Source organism: Streptomyces sp. CO7 (assembly GCF_053474865.1).
The window spans coordinates 76,331-81,049 of sequence record NZ_JBRIOU010000005.1 but is presented as its reverse complement, the minus strand read 5'-3'; the positions used below and the strand labels follow the sequence as shown (position 1 = coordinate 81,049).

General features: G+C 73.1%; 5 protein-coding genes. 1 reads left to right on the top strand and 4 read right to left on the bottom strand.

Going from position 1 to position 4,719, the window contains the following annotated elements; genetic code table 11:
- The 3 genes from ACOV8S_RS18650 to ACOV8S_RS18640 all read right to left on the bottom strand — a co-directional run.
- Nucleotides 1–1,494 (bottom strand): beta-N-acetylhexosaminidase (locus ACOV8S_RS18650; RefSeq protein ID WP_448318950.1); only part of this gene is annotated, 1,494 nt, incomplete at its 3' end.
- Nucleotides 1,495–1,522: 28 nt separating this feature from the next.
- Entirely contained in the window at nucleotides 1,523–1,819 is a 297-nt protein-coding gene (locus ACOV8S_RS18645) for a DUF3039 domain-containing protein (protein WP_170145114.1), read from the bottom strand.
- A 73-nt stretch (nucleotides 1,820–1,892) separates the two neighbouring features.
- Entirely contained in the window at nucleotides 1,893–2,453 is a 561-nt protein-coding gene (locus ACOV8S_RS18640) for a YqgE/AlgH family protein (protein ID WP_448318949.1), read from the bottom strand.
- Nucleotides 2,454–2,719: 266 nt separating this feature from the next.
- Here ACOV8S_RS18640 and murA point away from each other — a divergent pair, with 266 nt between their 5' ends.
- Nucleotides 2,720–4,066 (top strand): UDP-N-acetylglucosamine 1-carboxyvinyltransferase, encoded by a 1,347-nt coding sequence (gene murA / locus ACOV8S_RS18635; RefSeq protein WP_351114263.1) that lies wholly within the window; start codon nucleotides 2,720–2,722, stop codon nucleotides 4,064–4,066.
- A gap of 89 nt (nucleotides 4,067–4,155) precedes the next feature.
- Here the strand turns inward: murA and ACOV8S_RS18630 are convergent, their stop codons facing one another.
- The gene (locus tag ACOV8S_RS18630) at nucleotides 4,156–4,437 is read right to left on the bottom strand and encodes an HU family DNA-binding protein (protein ID WP_108955122.1); all 282 of its coding nucleotides are present in this window, start codon (nucleotides 4,435–4,437) and stop codon (nucleotides 4,156–4,158) included.
- Nucleotides 4,438–4,719: the final 282 nt, after the last annotated feature.

The window sequence follows — 4,719 nt, the reverse complement described above, 5'->3', positions numbered from 1 at the left end:
GGGCAGGTGGGCGGCGAGCCGCGCGGGGAAGTCGCGCCGGTCGGCGGACCAGACGACCTCGGCGAAGGCCGCGAGCCGCGGGAAGAGCTGGTAGTCGGCCCGCCGGCCGTCCTCGACGACCTCGGTCCACAGGTTGGCCTGCGCCCCCAGGACCCGCTCCGGGTACCCGGCGAGCTCGCCGGGCGCCGGGTCGAAGGCGTGGACGTCCTCCACCGTACGGACGAACCCCAGAGGCACCGGTTCGTCGTCACCCGCCGCCTGGCGGTGGTCGAGGTACACGTGCTGCTCGGGGCAGACGACCACGTCGTGACCGGCCCGGGCCGCCGCCAGGCCGCCCTCGTAGCCCCGCCAGGACGACACCACGACACCGGGCGGCAGCGGGCGGCCGCCGTCGAGGATCTCGTCCCAGCCGGTCATCCGCCGCCCGCGCGCGGCCAGCCACCGGGCGAAGTGGCCCATGAACCAGGCCTGCAGGCCGTCCTCGTCGCCGACGCCCAGCTCACGGATCCGCGCCTGCGCCACCGCCGAGGCGCGCCACTGCTCCTTGGGGCACTCGTCCCCGCCGAGGTGCACGAAGGGCGACGGAAAGATCTCCAGGACCTCCTCCAGCACCTCCTCGTAGAAGCGCAGCACCCGCTCGGTGGGGGCCAGGACGTTCGGGCTGATGCCCCAGGTGTCCCACACGCCGAGCGCGGCGGTGTCCACCACGTCGGTGTTGCCCAGCTCGGGGTAGGCGGCGACGGCGGCCTGCGAGTGGCCGGGCAGGTCGATCTCGGGCACGACGCTCACGTGCCGCGCCGCCGCGTAGGCGACGATCTCCCGCAGGTCGTCCTGGGTGTAGAAGCCGCCGTGCGGGCGCTCGTCCCACAGCGGGGAGGCGCGGTGGCCCAGTTTGGTGCGCGGACGCCAGGCGCCGACCGCGGTGAGGCGGGGGTGGCGGCGGATCTCGATACGCCAGCCCTGGTCGTCGGTGAGGTGCAGGTGCAGGACGTTCAGCTTGTGGGCGGCCATCAGGTCGACGATCCGCAGCACGCCGTCCTTGGGCATGAAGTGCCGGGCCACGTCGAGCAGCAGCCCGCGCCAGCGGAACCGGGGGGCGTCCTCGATCCGGACGGCGGGGACGACGGCGGCCTGTCCGGGGCGCACGGGGGCGCGGCGGAAGGCGTCGGGCCCGAGCAGCTGACGCAGCGTCTGGGCGCCCCAGAACACGCCGGCCGGGGAGCCGCCCGCGATCTCCACGCCGGTCTCCGCGCCGGCCCGCAGCCGGTACGCCTCGGGTGCGAGGGCGTCGTCCAGCAGCAGGCGCAGGCCGCGGTCGGCGTGGCCGGGCGGCAGGGGCAGCGGGTACACGGCGCCGAGGACGGAGCGCAGCCAGTGGGCGACGTGCTCGGTGCCGGGCGCCGCCCACAGGGTGGTGTCCCGCTCCAGCACACAACCGTGACCGCCGGGGAGACCGGCGGTCACGGGGAGCGGCACGAGGCCGGAGGTGTTCATACCGCGGGGCGGTGGCAGCGGGATCCGGCTACTTGCCGCCCTTGCCGCCGCCCTTGCCACCCTGGTCGTCGCCGCCGGCGCCCATGGACTCGTAGATCTCCTTGCACATGGGGCACACCGGGTACTTCTTGGGGTCGCGCCCCGGTACCCAGACCTTGCCGCAGAGCGCCACGACGGGCGTGCCGTCCAGCGCGCTCGCCATGATCTTGTCCTTCTGGACGTAATGGGCGAAGCGCTCGTGGTCGCCGTCGCCGTGCGACGTCTTCGGGGTCGGTTCGACCAGCGTGCCGGTGCCGGTGCCGCGCTCGGGCTCGAGAGTGCTCATGGGTGCCAAGAGTACCGGGACGAGGGCCGGTGGCGGCAGGGCCGGACGCCGCTTCCGGGCAGGCCCGCGGGCGTCAGTTGAGGGAGGGGTCGTCCGGGTAGGTGGCGATCATCGCCAGCTCGCCGCGCTGGCGGCGCAGCACGTCGCGCCACAGCCGCTCGGGGGCGGGCGAGGAGACGTCCCCCGGCTCGGACTCGACCACGTACCAGGCGCCCTCGCCCAGCTCGTCCTCCAGCTGGCCCGGCCCCCACCCGGCGTACCCGGCGAAGATCCGCAGCGAGCCGAGCGCCGCGCCCAGCACCTCGGGCGGCGTCTCCAGGTCGACCAGGCCGATGGCGCAGTGCACCCGCCGCCAGCCCGGCGGGCCCTCGCCGCCCGGGACGACGGCGACGCCCAGCGCGGAGTCGAGCTGGACCGGCCCGCCCTGGAAGACCACCGGCGGCTCTCCCGCGTACCGCGCCCAGTCGTCGAGGATGTCGGCCACGTCGACCGGCGTCGGCCGGTTGAGCACCACGCCCAGCGAGCCCTGGCCGTCGTGGTCGAGCAGCAGCACCACGGCGCGCGCGAAGTGGGGGTCCGTCAGCGCGGGCGTCGCGACGAGCAGCCGGCCTGTGAGCGAGGACACCTCGGTCATGCCCGCCATGATGGCGCATCGGGCCGGCCTGGGAAGCTCCGGAGGGGGTACCAGGGTGAACGGCACGTTCCGGTGACGGGGTGTACGCACCTCGTACCCCACCGTTCACCTGCGTGCCGGCCGGTCGATCACCGACGGAGGCCAGGGGGCGGGCTCCCGGGCTCGGACTTCCGTCAACGCGGTGGGCGGCCATTACGCTAGCTCTCCGGACGCGCCCCATAAACGGCCTTCCGGCCCCCTGCCCATCCGATCGGAACGCGAGATTCATGACCGTCAACGGCTCTGACGACGTACTCCTTGTCCATGGCGGCACCCCGCTGGAGGGCGAGATCCGTGTCCGCGGTGCGAAGAACCTCGTGCCGAAGGCCATGGTCGCCGCCCTCCTCGGTTCCGGCCCGAGCCGGCTGCGCAACGTCCCCGACATCCGCGACGTCCGCGTCGTGCGGGGTCTGCTGCAGCTGCACGGCGTGACGGTCCGTCCCGGCGAGGAGCCGGGCGAGCTGGTCATGGACCCGTCCCACGTGGAGAGCGCGAACGTCGCCGACATCGACGCGCACGCCGGCTCCTCCCGCATCCCGATCCTGCTGTGCGGCCCGCTGCTGCACCGCCTGGGCCACGCGTTCATCCCGGGCCTGGGCGGCTGCGACATCGGCGGCCGGCCGATCGACTTCCACTTCGAGGTGCTGCGGCAGTTCGGCGCGCGCATCGAGAAGCGGGCCGACGGCCAGTACCTGGAGGCCCCGCAGCGGCTGCGCGGCACCAAGATCCGGCTGCCCTACCCGTCGGTGGGCGCCACCGAGCAGGTGCTGCTGACGGCCGTGCTGGCCGAGGGTGTGACCGAGCTCTCCAACGCGGCGGTCGAGCCGGAGATCGAGGACCTCATCTGCGTGCTGCAGAAGATGGGCGCGATCATCGCGATGGACACCGACCGGACCATCCGGATCACCGGTGTCGACGAGCTGGGCGGCTACACCCACCGTGCCCTGCCGGACCGCCTGGAGGCCGCCTCGTGGGCCTCGGCGGCGCTGGCCACGCGCGGAAACATCTACGTCCGCGGCGCGCAGCAGCGGTCGATGATGACCTTCCTGAACACCTACCGGAAGGTCGGCGGCGCCTTCGAGATCGACGACGAGGGCATCCGCTTCTGGCACCCCGGCGGCGAGCTGAAGTCGATCGCGCTGGAGACGGACGTCCACCCCGGTTTCCAGACGGACTGGCAGCAGCCGCTGGTCGTCGCCCTGACGCAGGCCACCGGCCTGTCGATCATCCACGAGACGGTCTACGAGTCCCGTCTGGGCTTCACCTCCGCGCTGAACCAGATGGGCGCGCACATCCAGCTCTACCGCGAGTGCCTGGGCGGCTCCCACTGCCGGTTCGGGCAGCGGAACTTCCTGCACTCCGCGGTGGTGTCGGGCCCGACCCGGCTGCAGGGCGCGGACCTGGTCATCCCCGACCTGCGGGGCGGGTTCTCCTACCTGATCGCCGCGCTGGCCGCGGAGGGCACCTCCAAGGTCCACGGCATCGAGCTGATCAACCGCGGCTACGAGAACTTCATGGAGAAGCTCGTCGCCCTGGGCGCCAAGGTGGAGCTCCCCGGCAAGCCGCTCGGCTGAGCCTGCGGGCCCCCGGGGCCCGGCGTACACGCAGAAGGGCGGCCACCCCCAGGGGGTGGCCGCCCTTCACGCTGCCTGAGCCGGCCGGGTCACTTGCCCTTGGCGGCTTCCTTCAGCTTGCTGCCCGCGGAGACCTTGACGCTGTAGCCGGCCGGAATCTGGATCGGCTCACCGGTCTGCGGGTTGCGGGCGGTGCGAGCGGCACGGTGGGTGCGCTCGAAGGTCAGGAAGCCGGGGATCGTGACCTTCTCGTCGCCCTTGGCGACGATGTCACCGACAACCTCGGCGAAGGCGGCCAGAACGGCGTCGGCGTCCTTGCGGGTCACCTCGGCGCGGTCGGCCAGCGCGGCCACCAGCTCACTGCGGTTCATGTTCTTACTCCCGTGTTTCTTCTTGCCGTTGAGGCGGGCCACGCGGCCAGGCCGCATGTCGGGCACAGCGAAGCCGATGCTGCCAGGGTCACCGGAGAGCCCCACGCACCCGGGTCCGTGGTCGGACCCTCGCGCCCAGAGAGGCATCCTGCCCCCACCTGCGGCGCTAAAGCCAATCCGGCACCGACGAACACGGCGGGGAGTCACACGTACGCGTGGCGTGGCCACCGCACGCGGCGGCTCCGGCCGCGATGCCCCCTCACGTTACGTCCTGCCGCCGAC

What these genes read in the sequence shown, in the direction of transcription:
- ACOV8S_RS18645 (WP_170145114.1), bottom strand. Translation starts at nt 1,819, where the DNA reads ATGAGCACTCTCGAGCCCGAGCGCGGCACCGGCACCGGCACGCTGGTC.
- ACOV8S_RS18640 (WP_448318949.1), bottom strand. Translation starts at nt 2,453, where the DNA reads ATGACCGAGGTGTCCTCGCTCACAGGCCGGCTGCTCGTCGCGACGCCC.
- murA (WP_351114263.1), top strand. Translation starts at nt 2,720, where the DNA reads ATGACCGTCAACGGCTCTGACGACGTACTCCTTGTCCATGGCGGCACC.
- ACOV8S_RS18630 (WP_108955122.1), bottom strand. Translation starts at nt 4,437, where the DNA reads ATGAACCGCAGTGAGCTGGTGGCCGCGCTGGCCGACCGCGCCGAGGTG.